The following is a 16,464-nucleotide window of genomic DNA, read 5'->3' as shown; positions in this document are numbered from 1 at the left end:
GGAAGGCGCCCTGTCCTGATCAAGATTCCGGCCTGCGCCGGAATGACGCCCCCCCCCCTAACCGGCAGATCGGTCGTGGACGTAGGACAGCTTGTTGCCGAAGGGATCGCGGACATAGGCGACGAAGAAATCCGGGCCATAGGCTTCTCGAACGCCCGGGCCGCCCTCTTCCCGCCCGCCGGTGGCGAGGGCGGCGGCATGGGCGCGGCGGACCATGTCGTCGTCCGCGCAAGACAGCGCGACCATGGTGCCGTTGCCGACGCTGGGCGGATTGCCGTCGAAGGGTTTGCAGATGAAGAGCTTGACGCCGCCCGCCCCGGTCCAGCCGGCCCAGCCGCTGTCCGCGTCGGCGAAGCTGCGCTCCGCGCCGAGGACGGCGAGAACCGCGTCATAGAAGGTGAGACTGGCGCCGAAATCCGCGGCGCCCAGGGTGACATAGCCGATCATTGGCCCCTCCGTGAATTGAACAAAACAAGAACACGAAAGCGCCGTCGGGGCAAGGCCGGAAAAGGGGGGCCGAAGCCCCCGCCCCTCAGACCGAGAAATATTTCGCCTGCGGATGATGCAGCACGATGGCGCTGGTCGACTGTTCGGGATGGAGTTGATCCTCGTCCGCCATCTCGATGCCGATGCGCTCGGCGCCGAGGAGGGCCAGCAGCTTGTGCTGGTCGGCGAGGTTGGGGCAGGCCGGATAGCCGAAGGAATAGCGGCTGCCGCGATAGCCCTGCTTCAACATCTTGTCGATGTCGCGGTCATCCTCGTGGGAGAAGCCGAGTTCGCCCCGGATCTTCTTGTGGACATATTCCGCCAGCGCCTCGGCCATCTCGACCGAGAGGCCGTGGAGGTAGAGATACTCCTGATACCGGTTCTCGGCGAACCATTGCCGGGCGATTTCCGACGCCTGCTGGCCCATGGTGACGACCTGGAGACCGATCACGTCCCGCTCGCCACTGGAGACGTCGCGCAGGAAATCGGCGATGCACAGGCCGCCGCCCCGGGCCTGGCGCGGGAAGGCGAAGCGGGTGAGTTCCTTCGCGCCGCTTTCGTCGAACAGGATGACGTCGTTGCCCTCGGCCGCCGCCTTCCAGTAACCATAGACGGCCTTCGGCTTCAGGATGCCCTCGCGCTGGCACTGTTCGACCAGGCGGTTCATGATCGGGCGGATTTCCCGCGCCGCAAAGGCGCGGTATTCGTCGAGCGAGCGGCCCGCCTTCTCATAGCCCCACTGGAACTGATAGAGCATGGTTTCGTTCAGGTAAGGCACCAGCGCCTTCAGTGGCACGTCGTCGATCACCTGCGGGCCCCAGAACGGCGGTACGGGCACGGTTACGCCCCTGGCCAGTTCCTCGCGCCGGACCCGCGTTTCCTCGAAGTCGATGGGTCGCGCCACGGAGGCTTCCGAGGGCGCGCCGATCTTCTTCTGGTTCGAGGGGCGGCCGGCGCGCTTTTCCTGCAACGACTTCAGGTGATCGTCGAAATTATCGTTCACCACGCGCGCCATCAGGTCGAGCCCATCGAAGGCATCGCGGGCATAGGCGACGCGGCCGGCGCCATAGGCGCGGACGCAATCTTCCTCGACATATTTCCGGGTCAGGGCGGCGCCGCCGAGGAAGACCGGGACATCGAGGCCGAGGCGGGTCATTTCCTCGAGATTCTCGCGCATGATCACGGTCGATTTGACGAGAAGGCCGGACATGCCGACGGCATCGGCCTTCACCTTCTGCGCCGCCTCGATGATGGCGCCGACCGGCTGCTTGATGCCGAGGTTCACGACCTTGTAGCCGTTGTTGGTCAGGATGATATCGACCAGGTTCTTGCCGATGTCATGCACGTCGCCCTTCACCGTGGCGAGAACGATGATGCCCTTTTCCTGGCCCTCGATCTTTTCCATATGGGGCTCGAGCCAGGCGACGGCGGTCTTCATCGTCTCGGCCGATTGCAGAACGAAGGGCAGCTGCATCTTGCCCGAGCCGAAGAGTTCGCCCACCACCTTCATGCCGTCGAGCAGGAAGCTGTTGATGATGTCGAGAGGCGGATGGGATTTCATCGCCTCCTCGAGATCGTCCTCGAGGCCAAGACGGTCGCCGTCGACGATGCGCTGGGTCAGGCGTTCCTCCGCCGTCTCGGCGCGGGCCTTCTTCACCGCCTTCTCGCCCTTGCGGTCGGCGAAGAGCGCGATGAAGGCCTGCAGCGGATCGTAACCCTCGGCGCGGCGATCGAAGATCAGGTCTTCCGCGATCTTCACATCCTCGGCCGGGATCTTGTGCAGCGGCATGATCTTCGACAGATGCACGATGGCGCCGGTCAGCCCGCGCTTGATCGCATGATCGAGATAGACCGAGTTCAGCACATGGCGCGCCGCCGCGTTCAGCCCGAAGGAGATGTTGGACAGGCCGAGGATGATCTGCACCTCGGGCATTTCCTTCGCGATCATCTCGATCGCGTCGAGGGTTTCGAGGCCGAGCTTGCGATCGTCCTCGTTGCCGGTGCAGATGGTGAAGGTCAGCGGATCGAACATCAGGTCCGAGGGCGGCAGGCCATGCTGGTTCACCGCGAAATCATGGAGACGCCGGGCGATGCGCAGCTTGTCCGCCGCGGTCTTGGCCATGCCCGCTTCCTCGATGGTGAGGGCGACGACGGCGGCGCCGAATTTCTTCGCCAATTTCAGGCGCATCGCCGCCGGCACCTCGCCATCCTCGAAATTGATCGAGTTGATGATCGGCTTGCCGCCATAGAGTTTCAGCGCGGCTTCCAGGACGGGATATTCGGTCGAGTCGATGACGAGGGGGGCGTTCACGCTGCCGCGCATCCGCGTCACCACCTCGGTCATGTCGGACACTTCATCCCGGCCGACATAGGCGGTGCAGAGATCGAGGGTATGGCTGCCTTCCCGAACCTGCTCGCGGCCCATGGCGACGCATTTGTCCCAGTCATGGGCCGCCTGCGCCTCGCGGAAAGCCTTGGAGCCATTGGCGTTGCAGCGCTCGCCGATGGAGAGATAGGCATTCTCCTGGCGGAACGGCACCTGGGAATAGAGCGAGGCGACCGAGGGCACCCAGTGGAAGCTGCGGCGGGCGGGCGCCGGGCGGCGCTTACCCCCCTCGATCTCGCGCAGCATGGCGTCGAGCGCGCCGATATGGTTGGGGTTGGTGCCACAGCAGCCGCCGACGATGTTCACGCCGTCCTCGAGCACGAAGCGGCGCACCCAGCGCGCCATTTCGTCCGGCGACAGCGGATAGAAGGTCTTGCCGTCGCGAAGTTCCGGCAGGCCGGCGTTCGGCTGCACGGAAATCCGCCCAGGCCAGTTTTCAGACAGGAACTTGACATGTTCCGCCATTTCCTGCGGCCCGGTGGCGCAGTTGAGGCCGATGACGGGCACGTCGAGGGCATGGATCACGGTCGCCGCGGCGGCGATATCCGGCCCGACCAGCAGGGTGCCGGTGGTTTCCACCGTCACCTGCACCATGATCGGCACCTCGCGCCCCAGCTTGGCGCGGGCGATCTTCACGCCATTGACCGCCGCCTTGATCTGCAACGTGTCCTGGCAGGTCTCGATCAGGATGGCGTCGACGCCGCCGGCGATCAGCCCTTCCGCCTGCACGGCGAGCGCGGCTTCAAGGGGGTCATAGGGGATATGGCCGAGCGAGGGCAGCCGCGTGCCCGGCCCGATGGAGCCGAGGACGAAACGCTGGCGGCCGTCATGGGCGAATTCCTCGATCGCCTCCCGCGCCAGTTCGCCCGCGCGCTTGTTCAACGCGAAGGCTTCATCCTGCAAATCGAATTCGGCGAGGGTGATGGGCGAGCCGCCGAAGGAATTGGTCTGCACCATGTCCGAGCCGGCGGCGAGATAGGCGCGGTGGATTTCCCGCACCACATCCGGTCGGGTGCGGTTCAGCACCTCGGTGCAATTCTCCCGCCCGTCGAAATCGCGGACGACATCGAGGCTCATCGCCTGGACGAGGCTGCCCGTGCCGCCATCGCACAGCAGGATGCGATCATTCAGGGCGTCGAGGAACGTGCTCATGGATCTGGTCCTCAGGCGGCGCGCAGGCCGAGAAGGTGACACAGGGCGAAGCAGAGATCGGCCCTGTTCAGCGTATAGAAGTGGAAGTCCTTCACCCCGGCGGCGGCAAGGCCGCGCACCTGTTCGGCGGCGACGGTGACCGCGATCAGTTTGCGGGTTTCCGGGTCGTCGTCCAGGCCTTCGAAATGGCGCGCCATGCTGGCGGGGATGGTGGCCCCGGTGGCGGCGGCGAATTTCACGATCTGCCTGAAGTTCGACACGGGGATGATACCGGGCAGCACCGGCACCTTGATGCCGGCGGCCAGCACCCGGTCCATGAAGCGGTAATAGACGTCGTTGTCGAAGAAGAACTGGGTGATGGCCCTTGTCGCCCCGGCGTCGATCTTGCGCTTCAGATTGTCGAGATCGGCCTGCGCGCTCGCCGCATCCGGATGCACTTCCGGGTAGGCCGCGACCGAGATTTCGAAGTCGGCGATCTTCCTCAACCCCTTCACCAGGTCTACGGCATAATCATAGCCGCCCGGATGCGGCTGATAGGGCGTGCCGGGAATTTGCGAATCGCCGCGCAGGGCGACGATGTGACGAACGCCCGCGTCCCAATAGTCGCGGGCGACGGCATCGACCTCGTCCCTCGTCGCGGCGACACAGGTCAGATGGGCCGCCGCCTTCAGCCGGGTTTCCTCGACGAGGCGCTTCACCGTCGCATGGGTGCGCTCGCGCGTGGAACCACCGGCGCCATAGGTGACCGAGACGAAGCTGGGGTTCAGCGGCTCCAGCCGGCGCACTGTGCGCCACAGCGCCTCTTCCATCTCCGGGGTCTTGGGCGGGAAGAACTCGAAGGAGACATTGAGGGGACCGAGGGGGTCGAGGGTCATGATTCAGGCCCGTTCAGAAGTGGCGGCGGCCGCATGGCGGCCCAGCCAGATGCCGACGCTCAAGGGATCGCCGGTCAGGGTTTCGACAAGTTGGAATTCGAGCTTCGCCTGGCGGCCCCAGGCGGCGACTTCGCGCGGCGAAAAGCCGAGACGGCGGTGGGCATGGCGATCGCGCAACTCCTCCAGCCCATGGGGCAGGAAATCGACCAGCAGGATGCGCCCACCGGGAGCGAGAACGCGCCCGGCCTCGGTGATCGCGGCCTGCGGATCGGCGGCGAAATGCAGGACCTGATGGAACACGACGAGATCGGCGACACCGCCGCCCAGCGCCATGCCGTGCAGGTCGCCGTGGCGGACCTGGCACTGGGAAAGCCCCGCCGCCTCCAGCCGCGCCCTGGCGATCGCCAGCATCTCGTGCGACAGGTCGATGCCGAGGCCGCGCAGGGCGCGCTTGCCGAACAGTTCCAGCATCCGGCCGGTGCCGGTGCCGACATCGAGCAGGAAATCGATTCGCCCCGGCCCGACAATGCGGTCGAGCGCCGCCTCGACTTCCGACTCGGCGACATGAAGGGCGCGGATGCGGTCCCAGCTTTCGGCATTGGCGGCGAAATATTCGGCAGCGGCCTGGGTCCTCGCCTTCAGCACCGAATCGAGCCGGGCGAAATCGCGTGAGGTGGCCGGATCGTCCTGCCGGGCCAGCGCGACGACCTCGGCGGCGAGGCGCGCGCCGATGCCTTCGGCGGCGGGACGGTGGAACACCCAGGCCCCCTCGCGGAAGCGGTCGATCAGCCCGGCTTCGGCCATCAGTTTCAAGTGACGGGACAGACGTGGCTGACTCTGGCCCAGAACCTGGGTCAATTCCGTCACCGTCAGTTCGGCCCTTGCCAACAGCACGAGGATGCGCAGGCGCGTGGCCTCAGCCGCGCCCTTGAGAGCGGACAGCAGGTCGGTCACGGGTTCTGGCCTCGGCACGTCATGCCATACATAAACATATCTTTATGTGTTGTGGCAATGCGCTTCCCGCAGCCCAGCCCCGGCCGTGGGAGATGTTGCCACAATGCGACGAAATCGGATGCAATTGCGCCACCGGTCACAAGCAGGGGCAATTTCCCATTAACCGACCGGGAACCATATGTTACGGAACAGCATGAAGATTGCCTCATGATCGGTGACAGCACCGGTCGGGCAAGCCGGAGGGAACTTCGTGGAACAGACTCGCGACAGCGGCAAGGCACTGGCCATCGTTCGCGGCGGACGCAGCCGCTTCGGCCGCCTCGTGGCGGCCGGGATGACGATCCTGCTCATCGCGGGGGCGATGGGCGGTTGCGCGAACAAGCCACCGGCCAGCGATGTCGAGGCGCGGGCGGAATACGTCAAGCGCAATGACCCGATCGAGCCCCTGAACCGCTATTTCTTCGAAGTGAACCGCTTCGTCGACTACATGCTGCTGAAGCCCTTCGCCGAGATCTACAAGAGCATCGTGCCGACGCCGGTGCAGACCGGCCTCCGCAATTTCCTGAACAATCTGGAAAGCCCGGTCATTCTGGCCAATGACCTGCTGCAGGGCGATTTCGGGCGCGCGAAGGTCACCACGGCCCGCTTCATCACCAATACGATCGCCGGGGTCGGCGGCGTCTATGATTTCGCCAGCCACATCGGCTATCCCCGCCACAGCGAGGATTTCGGCCAGACCCTGGCGACCTGGGGCGTGGATGAGGGTCCTTATCTGGTGCTGCCGCTGCTCGGCCCCCGGCCGCCGCGCGACCTGCTCGGCGTCGGCGTCGACATGGCGCTCGATCCGATAACCTGGGTGCTGATGGCCAATGACGCCGAGGCGATCGGCTATGGCCTGCGCGGCGCCAATATCATCGACGCGCGCGCGCGCAGCGGCCCGGCGATCGACGAGGTCGAGGCGTCGTCGATCGATTTCTACGCCGCGATTCGCAACCTCTATCGCCAGCAGCGCGAAGCCCTGATCAACAACCGCGACGCGGACGCGGCCGACATGAGCGAGGCCGCGCCCCGCTGAACGCGGGGGGAACCGGGGCGCCCTGGTGCCGTTGAGTCCATGAGCGTAATGAAAGGCAAGACATGACGACCCGCCGACAATTCATTGTCCGGCTCGGGGGCATCGGTATCGCCCTTGCGGGGCTCGCCGCCGCCGGCCGGAGTGCAAACGCCGCCGACAGCGCGACCGCCTTCATCGACGATCTCGGTGGCAAGGCGATTTCGACCCTGGCCGACAAGAGCGTGACCGATGCCGAGCGCGAAAGCCGGTTTCGCGCCTTGTTTCTTTCCGCCTTCGACGTCGAGACGATCGGCCAGTTCGTGCTCGGCCGCTATCGCCGCGGCGCCACACCGGAACAGATCGAGGAATTCAACCGCCTCTACGCCGAAGACGTGGTGCGCACCTATTCCCGCCGCCTGTCCCAATATGCCGGCGAGAAGCTGGTGACCCTGGGCAGTCAGCCCCAGGACGACGAAACCGTCGTGCGCAGCCAGATCCTGAGCCCCAGCGGTCAGAAGCCGGTTTCGATCGACTGGCGCCTGTCGAAAGCCAGCGGCGGCTTCAAGGTGGTCGACGTGGTGATCGAGAATCTGTCGATGCGCAGCGCCCAGCGCGAGGATTTCTCCAGCGTGATGAGCGCTGGCGGCATCGACGCCCTGATCGCCGGCCTGCGCAAGAAAAACCCCGCCAGCTGATCCCGGCGGTGCTTTGAGCGTGCTCAAAGCCGGCTTGTGAAAATTTAGCCGCCCCGGCCCCTGTCGGCCGGGGCGGCGCCATGATAACCGGGGCCGATGAACGCGCCGTCGCCCCCTCTTCAGGTCTCCCCCGCCCCGGCCGCCTTTCGGATCGACCGGCGGGAGGCCGTGGCGCTGACCCGGCTGGCCCTGCCCATCATCATGGCGCGCATCGGCCTGACCCTGATGCTGGTCGCCGACAACATGATCGTCGGCCATTTCGGCGCCGGGCCGCTGGCCGCCTTCGCCCTTGGCCTCATGCTGGTGCAGACGGGCCAGATGCTGGGCCTCGGCCTTCTGATGGGCAGCGCGGTCGAGATGGCGGCGGCCTTCGGACGCGACGCCCTCGACGAGGTTGGCCGCATCTGGCGCCGCGCCATCGCCTATGCCGTGGTCATCGGTCTTGCCGGCGTCGCCCTTTCCCATGCCGCGCCCGCGATTTTCATCGCGCTCGGCCAGGAACCCGGCCTTGCCGCCTCGGCCGGGGAAATCGCCGCGCTGTTCGGCTGGTCGCTGCCGCCGGTGCTGATCTATATCGCCAGCATCGGCCTCCTTGAAGCGACCGGGCGACCCTATGTCGGCGTCGTCCTGCTGCTCGTCGCCAATCTCGTCAATCTCGGTCTTGGCCTGCTGCTGGGCCAGGGCGGGCTGGGCCTGCCGGCCCTTGGCGCCTTCGGCGTCACCATGGCGACCCTGGCGGCGCGCCTGCTGCTGGCCGGCGGCGCCCTTGCCTATATCCTTCTGCTGATGCCGGGGCGGCGCTCCCTCGGGCGGCCGCGCTGGTCGGATCATCGCTGGGCCGACGGCCGGCGCCAGCGCCGCATCGGCTATGCCGAGGGGCTCAGTCTCGGCATCGAAAGCGGCGCCTTCGCCGCGATGACCCTGTTCGCCGGCTGGGCCGGGGCGGTGCAGCTCGCCGCCTATACGATCGCGATCAACCTGAACATGCTGATGTTCATGGTCGCCGTCGGCATCGGCGGCGCGGCGGCGGTCCAGGTGTCGCGGGCGCGGGGACGCGGCGATCCGGCGGCCATGGCCCGTTCGGCGGCCACCGCGCTTCTGATCTATACCGGGGTGATGCTGCTGGTCGGTCTGGCCTTCGTGGCGCTGCCCGAGCGCTTCGCCGGCTTCTATACCGGCGATGCCGCCCTGCTGGCGGTGACGATCCCGGTGGTCGCCGGCATCGGTTTCCTGTCGCTGATCGACGGCGCCCAGCGAGTCGTCGCCAATATCCTGCGCGGCTATGGCGACACCTGGCTGCCGACCGCCAGCCATCTGTTCGCCTATGTCGTCGTCATGGTGCCGGCCGGCCATCTGCTGGCCCTCCGCCTGGGGCTTGGCGCCGGCGGCCTTGTCCTCGCGATCGCCCTCGCCTCGGTGGTGGCGACGGGGCTTCTGCTGGCGCGGCTGGCGCGCCTCAAGAGGCGCCCGCGCTGACCCTCACGCGGGCCTGGCCAGCCGCAGGCGCGCCGCCGTCCGGTGCTCGCGCGGGGTGACACCAAAATGGCGGCGGAAATGGCGGCTGAACTGCGCCTGATCGCCAAAGCCCCAGCGATAGGCGATATCGGCGATGGCATCACCGCGCGCCGGCTCCTCCAGCTGGGCGCGGGCGGCTTCCAGCCGGCGCTCCCGGATCCACTGGAACAGGCTGGGGCCGCCATCCTCGGCGAAGAGATCATGCAGATAGCGCACGGAAATGCCGCAGGCCCCGGCGATCCCGCCCGCGCTCAGGGCCGGATCCGACAGATGGCGCCGGATGTAGGCCTCGATCCGGGCCAGATGCGCCTGCCGCACCGAGGATTGCCGGTGATCGAACAGCCGCACCTGATCCTCGAGCGCGACCACGAGAAGATCGATCAGGGTCCGCCCGATCGCGCCGCGCACATTGTCCCGGGCATTGGCGACCCGATGCGGGGCCAGCCGGGTCATGTCATGCAGCAGACCGCCCGCGCCCTGACCGGCATCGATCACCAGGGCGGGAATGAGATCGATGGCGCGCAGGCGCGGCTTGATCGCCCGCAGGGGCACCCGCATCACCCACATTTCGTTGACGGCGTCGGCCTGGGTGAAGAGCGAAGGCCGGTGGCTGCGCTCCACGAGGCACTGGTTGCGGCGGCAGACGAGATCGAGCCCGTCCTGCGAATAGAGAAATTCCGACCGCGTGGCGAAGGAGAGCAGCAATATCTCCTCCTCGTCGGCGGCGACATGATGTTGCTCGCGCCGGTAGGCCACCGGCCCCGACGTCATATAGGCGACGGAGACATCGCCGAAATCCCAGTTGCGCATCCGGCCGCTGAAATCCGATGGCTGCGCGCTGGCGGTGTCGACGGGAAACAGCACGCTGCTGACCGCGTCCTGCCACGGCTCCAGCTGGCCGCGTGCCGCATAGTCCTGGAACATGACGTCCTCGCCGCGAATGCAATGCAGCATTACTATGAACGGCTTGCGGCGGCGCACAACAGACTTGTCGCTTCCCGCATCAGGAATAGCGGCTTCCGGCACTCCGGTTGGCGCCGAGCGGCCGGACTGACAGGCTCTCCTTCGACCAATTCGCATCCGCGCCCGGTTTCAAGGAGTGTCCCATGGCAAAGCGTTTCCACCTCGGCTGGTTCACCAATTTCGCCACCGACGAATGGAATGGCCCGTTTTCCAATGGCGGCGATCCCTGGAACGGCAAATTCTATGTCGAGATGGCCCAGGCGCTGGAGCGCGCCTGTTTCGACTACATCATGTTCGAGGACAAGCTGGCGATTTCCGAAATCTACGGCGGCTCGTCGGAAGCGGTGCTGAAGCATGGCCTCGGCATGGTGCCCAAGGGCGATCCGGCCCCGCTCTGCGCCATGATCGCCGGCGCGACCTCGAAGATCGGCATCGTCGCCACCCTGTCGACCCTCGGCTATCCGCCCTATCTGCTGGCCCGCCTGTGCTCGACCATCGACAGTCTGGCGGAAGGTCGCTTCGGCTGGAACATCGTCACCAGCGCCGAGAACGCCGCCGCGCAGAATTTCGGCCTCGACGAATTGCCCCCGCGCGAACTGCGCTATGACATGGCCTATGAATATCTCGATCTGGTGATCAAGCTGTTCAATTCGTGGGAGCCGGACGCGGTGAAGCGCGACCGCGAAAACGGCGTCTATGCCGATTTCCGCAAGGTCCACACGATCAATCACGAAGGCCGTTTCTTCAAGAGCCGGGGTCCGCTGAACTGCGTGCGCTCGCCCCAGGGCGTGCCGGCGCTGATCCAGGCCGGCGCCTCGCCCAAGGGCCGGGCCTTCGCCGCGCAATATGCCGATGCGGTCGTCGCGGTGAATCAGGGCACCAAGGCGATGAAGGAATTCCGCGACGATATCCGCGCGAGGGCCGCCGCCGCCGGCCGCGACCCGGACGACGTGAAGATCCTCTATCTCATCGCCCCGACCCTGGCCGAGACGGTTGAGGAAGCGCAGGCGAAATATGCCCGCATGGCCTCGGCCCCCAGCTTCATCGAAATGAACCTGTGCCTGATCTCGTCGATCACCGACATCGACTTCAAGGCCTTCGATCTCGACAAGCCCCTGCCCGGCAAGCTGACCACCAATGGCGAACAGGGCTCGCTCGACAGTTTCCAGCAATGGGGATCGGGCAAGACCCTGCGCCAGCTCGTCACCGAAGCCTCGGGCGGCCTCGTCTCCTCGGTCGAGCTGATCGGCACGCCCGAGACCGTGGCCGAGCGCATGGGCGAAGTGATGGAGGAAGTGGGCGGCGACGGCTTCCTGATCACCACCCCGCATCTCGGCGTCAACCGCCGCGTCATCCACGAGGTGACGGATGGCCTTGTTCCCGCCCTGCAGCGCCGTGGCCTGATGCGCACCGAATATGGCGAGAAGACCCTGCGCGGCAACCTGAAAGCCTTCTGATCGCGCCCCCACTCGTCACGCCGACGAAGGCCGGAGTCTCCTTGCACAAGGTCCCGGCCTTCGCCGGGACGACGACTGGGAGGGGGGGGCCGATCACCACGCGCCGCCCCTCATCCTCGTCGCGCCGAGGGTGAATCACCACGCGCGGCCCCTCATCCGCGTCACTCCGGCGAAGGCCGGAGTCTCGCGACGACAGGGGCGCCCCGCCTTGCACAAGGTCCCGGCCTTCGCCGGGACGACGGCGCTGGGGCTATCGGCCGGGGAAGGGCGATTCCTGCGGGGTCGTGTACCAGTCGGGCCGGGGGATGGTCCATTGGTCGCCCCAGATCTGGTTGCCGCCGTCGACATGGACGACTTCGCCGGTGATGAAGTTGCCGCTGGGGCCGGCCAGATGCACGACCAGTTCGGCGACGTCGAGGGCGGTGCCGAATCGGCGCATCAGGTTGGTGTCGGGCATCGCGCGGCGGGCTTCGTCCGGATAGACGTTCATGCCCTCGGTCGCGATGATACCCGGCGCCACGCAGTTGATGCGGATGCCGAGGGGCGCCCATTCGGTGGCGACGGTCTTCGACAGGGCGATGACCCCGGCGCGGGCGGCGCAGGTATGGGCGACGCCCGGCATGCCCCGGCCGACCACGGCGACGATGTTGACGATGGCGCCCGGCGCGCCCCGGTCGCGCCACTGGCGCGCCGCCGCCTGCATCATGTACCAGGTGCCGGACAGATTGGTGTCGACGACGGCGTTGAAGCCCTTGGGCGAGAAATCGATGGCCGCCTGCGGGAACTGGCCGCCGGCGTTGTTCACCAGCATGTCGATGCCGCCGAAGCGCGCCCTGGCCGCGTCGAGAAGCCCCGCGACCGCCTCCGGGTCGCGGATCGACAGGGCGTGTGGCAGAACCTCCGCCCCGGCGCGCTTCAGCAGGTCTTCGGTCGCTTCCAGTTTCTCGGGCTTGCGGCCGCAGATCACCAGCCGCGCGCCGAGGCGGCCCAGGGTGACGGCGATCGCCTTGCCGATGCCGGTGCCGGCGCCCGACACAAGGGCGGTCTTGCCCGCCAGCAGGCCTTCGCGGTAGCTGAGCGGCAGGCTCAGCAGTTCATCGTCGCTGTAACCGAAACGCTCCATCACGCCTGCTCCCCCACGCGGCCCGGCACGAGGCCGGCCGGCACCGCCACCGGCATGTCCATCAGCATCTGCGCCAGGGCCTTGCCCTGCGGGTCGATCCGGATCGAGGCGACACCGCCGCCGCCCAGCGCGTCATGCAGCAGGAAATTCAGGGCATCGAAGCCCGGCAGGTCGAAACGCTCCACCCGGCTCGGCCGCAGGTGGCGGAACCAGTGGCCGACCGCCGCCGGGGTCAGGGCCGCCCTGATATAGGGCAGGTAATCGGGCCGGCGGGCGATGACGCCGATATTGGCGATATCGCCCTTGTCGCCCGAACGGCCGACCGCGAGGGCGATCAACGGCACCGCCACCGCGCCCCCCGAAGCCGCCGCGACGGCGGGCACTTCGGCGGCGGGGATGGCCGGCGCGGGCGGCGGATTGGCGACCTCGATCACCGTCTCGCCCAATGTCACCGTCGCGGGCACTTCCACCGCCGGCCACAGGAAGGAAAAATTGCGGAACACCGGCTGCACCGCCGGCCGCCCGGCATAGAGCCCGGTCAGGCCCTGCGCCGTCGCGGTCGCCGCCGGCGCGACTTCCCGCGCCAGGATGTCGAGACTTTCCGCCTTCGCCGCGCGGGCGCCGAGCTTCAGCACGACCTCGCGCACCGATTTGGCCGCGACGCTGGCGTGGGGACCATAGGTCGCCTCGCTGCCCAGCACTTCGATCGAAGTTTCGAGCAGGGGCGGCAGACCGGCCTCGGCGATCAGGCGGGCGGCCCGCGCGATGATGGCGGCGCCCGTCCGCTCGGCCTTGGCAACGGCATCGCGACCGCCGATGGTCACGGTGCCGATGGTGCGAAAGCCATCGGCATGGGTCGCGCTGACCTTCAGCATCCCGCTGGCGGGCCGGCCCCGCGCACCCGACACGCGCACCCGGTCGGGTCCGTCGGCCACCAGCCGCACATCGCGAAAATCGCAGGTCACGTCCGGCAGGAGATAGGCCGCCGGATCGCCGATTTCATAAAGCAGCTGTTCCGCCGCCGAAAGCGGCGCGATCAAGCCCCCGGTCCCCTCCGGCTTGGTCAGCACGAAACTGCCGTCGGCCGAAACCTCGACGATGGGAAAGCCCATGTCGTCCCAGCCCGGCACCGATTGCCAGTCGGTGAACAGTCCACCCGTCCCTTGCGCGCCGCATTCGATCAGATGGCCGGCCAGCGAGCCCTGCGCCAGACGGTCGCCATCCCGCCAGTCCCAGCCGAAATGATGGACGAGGGGGCCGAGGGTGACCGCCGAATCGACGCAGCGTCCGGTGATGACGATCTCCGCCCCGGCATCGAGGGCGGCGGCGATGCCGCGCGCGCCGATATAGGCATTGGCGGTGACCAGCTTTTCCGGCAGGGCGGCGCCGGTGAACATTTCCCGGACACCCGCGGCGCGAAACTCGTCTTCCCGCGGCTTCAGGTCGTCGCCGGTGACGACGGCGATGCGGAAATCGAGGCCGGCGGCCTTGGCCCGTGCCGCCAGCGCCGCGGCACAGCCCGCCGGATTCATGCCCCCGCCGTTGGAGACGACGCGAATGCCGCGTTGCTTGATCTCGGCCAGATGGGGCGCGATCGCTTCGATGAAATCGGGCACGAAGCCGGCTTCCGGCTTCTTCGCCTTCACCCGGGCCAGCAGCGACAGGGTGATTTCCGCCAGCCAGTCGAACACGAGGACATCCAGCCCGCCCCGCGCGACCAATTGCCCGGTCCCCGCCAGCGAATCGCCCCAGAACCCCGATGCACAGCCGATCCTGAGCGGCTTTGCCGCCTGAACATCCGCCACGCCGTCCTCCTCAAATTGAATTATATTCATTTTGTAGGCACGATAACCGAGAGCGCCGCCTTCGGCAAGGCATGACCCGGGCTCCGCCGATTCCCGCCATGGGAGCTTCGGGGCCTTTACCTCGTACCGATGACACGCGATCATCATGGCCATAAAGTCTTGCCGTCGGTTGCGTCCCCGAATTTTCCGGCGATATGCGCGATTCCGATGGGTGACGGCGACGATGAAGGCTTTTCGGCGAAAGTGGTCCAACCTCGCGATCAGGCCCGTCTACGTCCTGATTTTCGCGGCGACCATTGGCGCTCAGGCCTTTCTCTTCCATATCGACGCCTTTGACCTGCTCCACCACTGGAGCCGCGAACACGAGGATTGGGAAGTCGACGAAATCTTCACGACGCTCAGCGTGCTCTCCTTCGCCCTGATCGCCGTCCTGATCGTGCGCAACAAGGATGTCCGGCAAGCCGAATCCCGGCGCCGGGCGGCCGAAGCCAGGGCCAGCGCCTTTGCCCGCTTTGATGCCCTGACGGGCCTCGCCAACCGGCAGGGCTTCAAGGAAGACGTCGCCGCGTGGCTGTCGGTCACAGGTCCGGCGAAGCTGAAATTCGCGGTACTGCTGATCGACATCGATCACTTCAAGATCGTGAACGATCGTCTGGGCCATGCCGGTGGCGACGAGATCCTGCGGCAGTCGGCAGCGCGCCTGCGCGGCCTGATGGGTTCCGACGATCGGACGGCGGCTCGTATCGGCGGGAACGAATTCGCCATCCTGACCGGGGCCTTGCCCGGGGAAGAGGATGCCATCCGCCTCGCCCGGCGCGTGCTGGCCGTGCTCGGATTGCCGATCCAGCGTGAAGGCCCCTCCACCAGGGTGACGGTCAGCATCGGCATCGCCCTGTTCCCCAGCGACGGCGAGACCGGGGAGCTACTGCTTCAGCAGGCGGAAAGCGCGCTCTATCAGGCGAAGGCGACGGGGCGAAACACCTATGCCCTCTATGACGCCCGTCACCACGCGGCGCTTCACACGCAAAGGGAAACCGAACGGGCCCTGCGCGACGGCCTCGTCCGGGGCGAGATCATGACGCACTACCAGCCGATCTTCGATCTTCGAACCGGACAGCCCGTCTCGGTCGAGGCCCTGGCGCGCTGGGACAAGCCGGGCCACGGACTGGTGGCACCGGGTCTGTTCATTCCGATGGCCGAGGACCTCGGCCTGATCGGCGATGTCTTCAGCCAGGTCCTGCGCGCGGCGGCGGATGAGGCGAAACACTGGCCGCCCGGCATTCCGGTCGCGGTCAATCTCTCGCCGCTGCAGCTTCGCAAGGCCGGCACCGCCGAACTCATCCTGGCCCTGCTCGAGTCGACCGGATTGAGCCCGGCCCGGCTGGAACTCGAAATCACCGAAAGCGCCCTGCTGGCGGATTTCGAGCCGGCGCGGCACTGCATCTTGCAGCTGCGGTCGGCGGGCATCCACTTCGGGCTCGATGATTTCGGCACGGGTTACGCGAACCTGCACCAGCTGCGCGAGCTGCCCTTCGACAAGGTGAAGATCGACCGCTCCTTCATCCAGCGGCTGAGCAATGAAGACAACGCGACCCTGGCGAAGCTGATCATCGACCTTGCCCATGCCCTGCGCATGACCGTGGTGGCGGAAGGCATCGAGACCGAGCTCGAGGCGGACTGGGCGCGCACCCATGGCTGCGACCACGGCCAGGGCTATGGGCTGGCCCGCCCGATGCCGGCCGCGGAGATCCGCCGCCTTCTTGCCCCCGGCCCCCGCAAGCGGACCCGGCCCTGATCTTCAGGCGTCGCCGCGCCGCGCCTTCATCAGCCGCTCTTCAATTTCCAGCACCTGCTTCGGATCGGCGGCGGAACTCGCCTGTTCCCGGGACAGCGCCGCCTCGACCTCGCGGGCCAGCCCGTCGAGCAGATCGCGGGTGCGCAGCGTCAGCCCGATGTCCCCGCGCAGGGCCGCCAGCGCCCGCTCGGCACTGTCGCGGGC

Annotated in this window: 13 protein-coding genes; 5 read left to right on the top strand and 8 right to left on the bottom strand. The window is 67.0% G+C overall.

Features of this window, described 5'->3' with window-relative positions; genetic code table 11:
* Window positions 1-57 precede the first annotated feature (57 nt).
* The 4 genes from WAZ62_RS06680 to WAZ62_RS06665 all read right to left on the bottom strand — a co-directional run bounded on the left by WAZ62_RS06680 (window position 58) and on the right by WAZ62_RS06665 (window position 5,853).
* Complete coding sequence (locus tag WAZ62_RS06680) at window positions 58-447, bottom strand: VOC family protein (protein WP_422642734.1); 390 nt, start codon at window positions 445-447, stop codon at window positions 58-60.
* 85 nt (window positions 448-532) lie between these two features.
* A complete protein-coding gene (gene metH, locus WAZ62_RS06675) occupies window positions 533-4,024 on the bottom strand; it encodes a methionine synthase (RefSeq protein WP_422642733.1) in 3,492 nt (1,163 codons plus the stop codon).
* An 11-nt stretch (window positions 4,025-4,035) separates the two neighbouring features.
* On the bottom strand, window positions 4,036-4,899 hold the full coding sequence (metF, locus tag WAZ62_RS06670) for a methylenetetrahydrofolate reductase (RefSeq protein WP_422642732.1): 864 nt from the start codon (window positions 4,897-4,899) through the stop codon (window positions 4,036-4,038).
* Window positions 4,900-4,902: 3 nt separating this feature from the next.
* Complete coding sequence (locus WAZ62_RS06665) at window positions 4,903-5,853, bottom strand: ArsR/SmtB family transcription factor (RefSeq protein ID WP_422642731.1); 951 nt, start codon at window positions 5,851-5,853, stop codon at window positions 4,903-4,905.
* Between the two features lie 250 nt (window positions 5,854-6,103).
* On the opposite strand from WAZ62_RS06665, the gene WAZ62_RS06660 reads away from it, so the two are divergent.
* From WAZ62_RS06660 to WAZ62_RS06650, 3 genes are all read left to right on the top strand, one after another.
* Window positions 6,104-6,928 (top strand): MlaA family lipoprotein, encoded by an 825-nt coding sequence (locus WAZ62_RS06660; protein ID WP_422642730.1) that lies wholly within the window; start codon window positions 6,104-6,106, stop codon window positions 6,926-6,928.
* 62 nt (window positions 6,929-6,990) lie between these two features.
* Window positions 6,991-7,602: an MlaC/ttg2D family ABC transporter substrate-binding protein gene (locus tag WAZ62_RS06655; protein WP_422642729.1), complete on the top strand. Its 612-nt coding sequence runs from the start codon at window positions 6,991-6,993 to the stop codon at window positions 7,600-7,602.
* Between the two features lie 96 nt (window positions 7,603-7,698).
* Window positions 7,699-9,078 (top strand): MATE family efflux transporter, encoded by a 1,380-nt coding sequence (locus WAZ62_RS06650; RefSeq protein ID WP_422642728.1) that lies wholly within the window; start codon window positions 7,699-7,701, stop codon window positions 9,076-9,078.
* A gap of 3 nt (window positions 9,079-9,081) precedes the next feature.
* Here WAZ62_RS06650 and WAZ62_RS06645 read toward each other — a convergent pair whose 3' ends face one another.
* Window positions 9,082-10,041 (bottom strand): helix-turn-helix domain-containing protein, encoded by a 960-nt coding sequence (locus WAZ62_RS06645; RefSeq protein WP_422642727.1) that lies wholly within the window; start codon window positions 10,039-10,041, stop codon window positions 9,082-9,084.
* Window positions 10,042-10,223: 182 nt separating this feature from the next.
* Between WAZ62_RS06645 and WAZ62_RS06640 the strand changes: the two genes are divergently transcribed.
* Window positions 10,224-11,537, top strand: a complete 1,314-nt coding sequence (locus WAZ62_RS06640) for an NtaA/DmoA family FMN-dependent monooxygenase (RefSeq protein WP_422642726.1) — start codon at window positions 10,224-10,226, stop codon at window positions 11,535-11,537.
* Between the two features lie 250 nt (window positions 11,538-11,787).
* On the opposite strand, the gene WAZ62_RS06635 is transcribed toward WAZ62_RS06640, so the two are convergent.
* Both WAZ62_RS06635 and WAZ62_RS06630 read right to left on the bottom strand, forming a co-directional pair.
* Complete coding sequence (locus tag WAZ62_RS06635) at window positions 11,788-12,660, bottom strand: SDR family oxidoreductase (protein WP_422642735.1); 873 nt, start codon at window positions 12,658-12,660, stop codon at window positions 11,788-11,790.
* Window positions 12,660-14,465: an acyclic terpene utilization AtuA family protein gene (locus tag WAZ62_RS06630; RefSeq protein ID WP_422642725.1), complete on the bottom strand. Its 1,806-nt coding sequence runs from the start codon at window positions 14,463-14,465 to the stop codon at window positions 12,660-12,662. The genes WAZ62_RS06635 and WAZ62_RS06630 overlap by 1 nt, the downstream gene beginning before the upstream one ends.
* A 223-nt stretch (window positions 14,466-14,688) precedes the next feature.
* Here WAZ62_RS06630 and WAZ62_RS06625 point away from each other — a divergent pair, with 223 nt between their 5' ends.
* The gene (locus tag WAZ62_RS06625) at window positions 14,689-16,260 is read left to right on the top strand and encodes a putative bifunctional diguanylate cyclase/phosphodiesterase (RefSeq protein ID WP_422642724.1); all 1,572 of its coding nucleotides are present in this window, start codon (window positions 14,689-14,691) and stop codon (window positions 16,258-16,260) included.
* 3 nt (window positions 16,261-16,263) lie between these two features.
* Here the strand turns inward: WAZ62_RS06625 and WAZ62_RS06620 are convergent.
* On the bottom strand, window positions 16,264-16,464 hold a 201-nt coding region (locus tag WAZ62_RS06620), incomplete at its 5' end, for a hypothetical protein (RefSeq protein WP_422642723.1).

Origin of the sequence: Zavarzinia sp., assembly GCF_049306435.1 — a bacterium.
In the GTDB taxonomy this organism is placed as follows: domain Bacteria; phylum Pseudomonadota; class Alphaproteobacteria; order Zavarziniales; family Zavarziniaceae; genus Zavarzinia.
Note: the sequence above shows the minus strand (reverse complement) of the source record. Positions and strands in the feature narration are given on the sequence as shown.

What these genes read in the sequence shown, in the direction of transcription:
- WAZ62_RS06680 (WP_422642734.1), bottom strand. Translation starts at nt 447, where the DNA reads ATGATCGGCTATGTCACCCTGGGCGCCGCGGATTTCGGCGCCAGTCTC.
- metH (WP_422642733.1), bottom strand. Translation starts at nt 4,024, where the DNA reads ATGAGCACGTTCCTCGACGCCCTGAATGATCGCATCCTGCTGTGCGAT.
- metF (WP_422642732.1), bottom strand. Translation starts at nt 4,899, where the DNA reads ATGACCCTCGACCCCCTCGGTCCCCTCAATGTCTCCTTCGAGTTCTTC.
- WAZ62_RS06655 (WP_422642729.1), top strand. Translation starts at nt 6,991, where the DNA reads ATGACGACCCGCCGACAATTCATTGTCCGGCTCGGGGGCATCGGTATC.
- WAZ62_RS06650 (WP_422642728.1), top strand. Translation starts at nt 7,699, where the DNA reads ATGAACGCGCCGTCGCCCCCTCTTCAGGTCTCCCCCGCCCCGGCCGCC.
- WAZ62_RS06645 (WP_422642727.1), bottom strand. Translation starts at nt 10,041, where the DNA reads ATGTTCCAGGACTATGCGGCACGCGGCCAGCTGGAGCCGTGGCAGGAC.
- WAZ62_RS06640 (WP_422642726.1), top strand. Translation starts at nt 10,224, where the DNA reads ATGGCAAAGCGTTTCCACCTCGGCTGGTTCACCAATTTCGCCACCGAC.
- WAZ62_RS06635 (WP_422642735.1), bottom strand. Translation starts at nt 12,660, where the DNA reads ATGGAGCGTTTCGGTTACAGCGACGATGAACTGCTGAGCCTGCCGCTC.
- WAZ62_RS06625 (WP_422642724.1), top strand. Translation starts at nt 14,689, where the DNA reads ATGAAGGCTTTTCGGCGAAAGTGGTCCAACCTCGCGATCAGGCCCGTC.